The 4,215-nt window shown below is 64.5% G+C and carries 2 protein-coding genes and 2 pseudogenes; 3 read left to right on the forward strand and 1 reads right to left on the reverse strand.

Annotated features, from left to right (window positions below; translation table 11 throughout):
- Window positions 1-9: 9 nt before the first annotated feature.
- Window positions 10-729, forward strand: a pseudogene (locus tag F4V54_RS11800) (alpha-(1->3)-arabinofuranosyltransferase domain-containing protein); the annotation flags it as partial.
- A gap of 1,144 nt (window positions 730-1,873) precedes the next feature.
- On the opposite strand, the gene F4V54_RS10230 reads toward F4V54_RS11800, so the two are convergent.
- Window positions 1,874-3,025 carry an acyltransferase family protein gene (locus F4V54_RS10230; RefSeq protein WP_150387068.1) on the reverse strand — a complete coding sequence of 384 codons (1,152 nt, stop codon included), beginning with the start codon at window positions 3,023-3,025 and terminating at the stop codon, window positions 1,874-1,876.
- Between F4V54_RS10230 and F4V54_RS10235 the strand changes: the two genes are divergently transcribed.
- A complete protein-coding gene (locus tag F4V54_RS10235; RefSeq protein WP_150387069.1) occupies window positions 3,024-3,665 on the forward strand; it encodes a porin PorA family protein in 642 nt (213 codons plus the stop codon). The two genes, F4V54_RS10230 and F4V54_RS10235, sit on opposite strands and share 2 nt — an antisense overlap.
- Window positions 3,649-4,215 (forward strand): annotated as a pseudogene (locus F4V54_RS10240) (hypothetical protein); the annotation flags it as partial. The gene F4V54_RS10235 and the pseudogene F4V54_RS10240, both read left to right, overlap by 17 nt.

Raw genomic sequence — 4,215 nt, forward strand, 5'->3', positions numbered from 1 at the left:
CTCGACCCGCTGGTCCGGTTGCCGCTGGTCATGGGCGTGGCAGCGGTGCTCGCGCGCGTGAAACTGCCGGCAGCGGTCGCCGTTGGACTCGCAGCGGTCATCGCTGTGGCCCCAGCGTGGTCCTTTCGCTTGGCACCCACCGGGACCTGGAAGGAAATCTCCCCGGATTGGCTCGCGGCGGCAGAGTACCTGAACAACAACATGGCGGGCACACGGACGCTCGTTGTACCGGAGGCGTCCTTCGCGCGGCAGACCTGGGGGTGGACGCGCGATGAACCAATCCAGGCGCTCACGCACGTCCCCTTCGCAGTACGCGACGCGGTGCCTTTGGTTGATCCGGAGGCGATCCGTGGCCTTGACGGGCAGGTCACAGCACTCTCGCCCGAGGCTTTGCGTGCTATCGGGGTAGGTGCCGTGGTGGTGCGCAATGACCTCGACCCGGAGCAGTATCCGGACAGGGGCACGGAATCCACTAAGGCCTTCGGCACGCCAACGGTGACTTTCGGCGACATTGACATCCACGTCCTCGACCCCAACCGCGGGATGATGATCGCACCGGCGAGCACCCTCACCACTGTCAACGGCGGCGGGGAGGTCCTGCCCCTGCTGGACAAGGAGTTCGGCTACCAGCCACGCACGCTCACCAACAAGGATCAAGCGGACATCATCACCGACACCCCCGCGCTAGTGAAGCGCAATTACGGCACGCTGCTCGGCCCGGTCTCGGCACACTTGCAACCCAATCCCGCCAGCCCGCTAGAAGGCGGCAATGTGCGAAACAAGCAGGTGGATTACCCTTCTGCCGGCCAAAGGGTGGGTGTGCGTGAAACGGGCGGCACGGTCCGTGCGTCCAGCTCCGCGGCGGACGCGGGCAGCTTCGGCGGCGCCATCCCATCGCAATCTCTCACCGCCGCCGTAGACGACTTGGAGGACACGTTCTGGCACCCCGCGCCGGGTGATACGGACCCATGGATCGAGGTCGCCACACCGGAACCAGGCCCGATAAGCATCACGGTCACTTCCACTAAAGCTACAAAACTCACCGTGACCAGCTCCGACGGTGACGAAGAACATGCCCTCAAAGCCAAGAAGCCAATCACCGTCACCGGCTCCAGCCCTCTCACCTTATTCCCACACGATGCCGTGGGCTTAAGCCTCGACGCGCCCGTCCACCGCATCGTCGAGGTTCCCGGCACCGGCGACACGTACCTCTTCCAGCGCCTCATGCCCGAAACGGATGTTCTCCAACGCGCATTCACCACTGCCGCCGACTCCCAGTGGGAGCTCAGTGCGCACTCGCTTATCGACGGCACCCCTCACCACCCCGGCCCCCTCATCCTCCCCGCCGGCCGGCACGAGTTGGTCAGTGATGCAGAGACGGTCACGCTGACCCGCACACCCGTCCCCACCGAGAAGTGGACCCCTTTCACCGACACTGTCAACGCCAGCGATGAGGAGCAGATCATCCTGACCACCCGCGCGTTCAACGAGGGCCTGCGCGGAACCATCGGCGACACGCAGCTGGAACCCGTGAAGGTCGATTCCGGCATGCAGGGCTTCATCGTCCCGGCGGGTGTGGCCGGCGAATTCACCTTGAGCTTCGCGGGTTCAGGTTTTTACCGCGCCAGCTTGCTTGGCGGTGGCGCACTCAGCGCACTGACGCTGATCTTGTGCGCTTTTGCTTCTTGGCGCCGCCCGGAAACAGCACCCGCACACACCCCTACCGAACTCCCCTACCTCACCACCGCCGCCACACTCGCCGCCGTTGGCATCTGCGCGGGCGCCCTCGGCGTGGTTGTCTGGGCCGGGGTGATGGCGATGAGGCGCTTCACCCTCATCCCCACGTGGCTCCTCGGTGGGGGCGCTACGATGGTTATGGGGCTGTGGCTTGCCCGGGCACCGTGGCCGGCGGGGAATTATGCGGGGGATTCCCTGGCGATTGCGCTGGCTGGGTGCGCGGTGTTGGCCAGCCTTGCCGGATCAGGCGGGAAGCGGGCTTTTCCACCAGCTCGTAACTGACGTAGGCCACCGCCACAGACACGGCCACGGTGAAAATGAGCACAAGAACAAAGTCCACTGGCCCCCCACTGAACATTCGGACACCCAGCACCGGGAAAGCAATATCTAACACCGCCACGTGCCACAGGAAGATCCCATAGGACCACCTTCCGAGTGCGGTGAGCACCGCACTCGAAAGGGCAGTGCGTTCCCCTTTCCTCGCTGGCCAGAGTGCAAACGGCACTAGGAAGCAGGCGGCGAACAGCGCACCCAGAAGAATGCGCGCGTTGAACTCCGCCGGACTCGGATGCACCAACCCGCGCGGGCCCACCCACTCGCGGCTAGCCAGCCACGCCACGGCCAAGCCAAGCATTGGCCCGATCCACCGCCATCGCAGGTTCCTCACCGGCCCGACAAGGCGGTAGCGCTCCACCTCCGCGCACACCAAACCCACCGCGAACCAGGGGATGTAGGAGGGTGGGGTGGTTTGGAGATTGAGGGGAAAGGGGGCGTCGATAAGCCAAGGCCACAGCACACTGCACGCAACCGCAACGATGAGAGCAACGATGCGGCCGCTCGTGCGCAGGGCGAGATAAGCGGGGAGAATGAGGTAAAACGCGACCTCGATACACAGCGACCACATGTGGGTAAGCCCCGCGACGAGACCGTCCGGGACGTAGACCTGCACGAGGAAAAGGTTGGCCAGAACTTGGGTGCGCGTGATCCCGCTCAACGCGGGCAGCGCTACCATGACCACGCTCACACAGACCAGATAACCAGGTGCGATGCGTGCGAAGCGGCGCCGATAATAGCCCGGCCCATGTGTGCCGCGCACGAGCAAAAATGCGGACAGCGCAAAGAAGACGGCGACGAAGAAATCGAAGCGTTCCAGAATCGCGGAACCGAGTGCCGTTTGAAAGGAAATATGCGTGATAAGGATCCCGAGGGCCGCGACCGCCCGCAGGCCCTCGAGCTCCGGTAGGCGCGTGCTAGGGTTCGAGATACTCCAAGTGTAAAGGAGACCCATGAAGCGACTGTGGTGGTGCCTAGCGGTATTTGTGCTCAGCATCGCGCTAGGCAACTTTGTCGCACCCCCGGTGATCGGCTCCATGAAACCACTGGCCAACGGCGAACATGTTGTGGAATGGAGCGATGGCACCCGCGAGGTCTTCAACGTCACCGGCCCGAAGAAGGATGCCATGGTGACGGTGGGCGATGAGCAGATGGAGATCTCCCGCTACTCCATGGAAACCCCTCACGGCCTGGTGTTTTTCTTCCCGTGGGAGCCGGAGCACCGTAGCTTTGCGTTTTACGACGTCCCCACCGGCACCACCGCGCCCCTTGATTACGTCGGACGCGTTGAAGTCGACGGGCTGCGTGCGCTGAGGTTCTCGGGCGAATTCGGCGCGACTGATTCTGCTGACTCTCCTGACCCAGTGACCCGCACTTTTGACGTGGAGCGCCGCACCGGTCGTGTTGTGGCTGCCACCCGCACAACCGCGGACGGGGAGGTCACTCTTGCTGCGAGCACCCAGGACAAGCTTGTCGACGAAGCCACCTCCCGCGTCCGCATTCTGTGGTGGCTGCAATTCCTCGCCCTCGCAGGACGTGTTCTTGCTGTCCTGGCCGCCATCATGGGATTGATCATTCTTGTCCGGCGGTCTTAGTCGCGCGCTGCTCATCGCGTGGGGGACCTTCCTCGTTGGGGCGCTCACCTGGCCGTTCTGGTTCGTCTTCGCACGCCCCGGCGCGGCGTTGGCTGCCCGCGACATGATGGTTCTGCCCCACCCTTACCTCACCCATGCGTCCCTGGGCTTCGGGGACTTAGCCGCCCGGAATGTGCCGCAGGATGCCGTGTTGGCGGTGATCGGCATGGCGGTACCGGCGACATTCTTCGTTGCCATTGCAGTCACCACTGCTGCTGGGATGGCGGCGTGGGTGGGTTCGCGCTTTGGCTCATCCCCCTGGACCCGCGCCGCCGCCATGACGGTGGCCGTGTGGAACCCCTTCGTGGTGGAACGCCTCCTGCAGGGCCAGTGGTCCCTAGCCATGGTTGCATGGCTGCTGCCCGCGGTGGCTTTCTGCCGTGGCCCCGGGCGGATTCTGGCTATCTGGGGCTGCTCACTCACCCCCACTGGTGGCCTGTTCGCGCTGGCCACGGTGCTGCTTGTGGGGCGGTCGAAGCTCGCCGTGTGTGCCTCCGCGCTAGCCTGCCTG

The organism is Corynebacterium tuscaniense (assembly GCF_008693065.1).
GTDB lineage: Bacteria > Actinomycetota > Actinomycetes > Mycobacteriales > Mycobacteriaceae > Corynebacterium > Corynebacterium tuscaniense.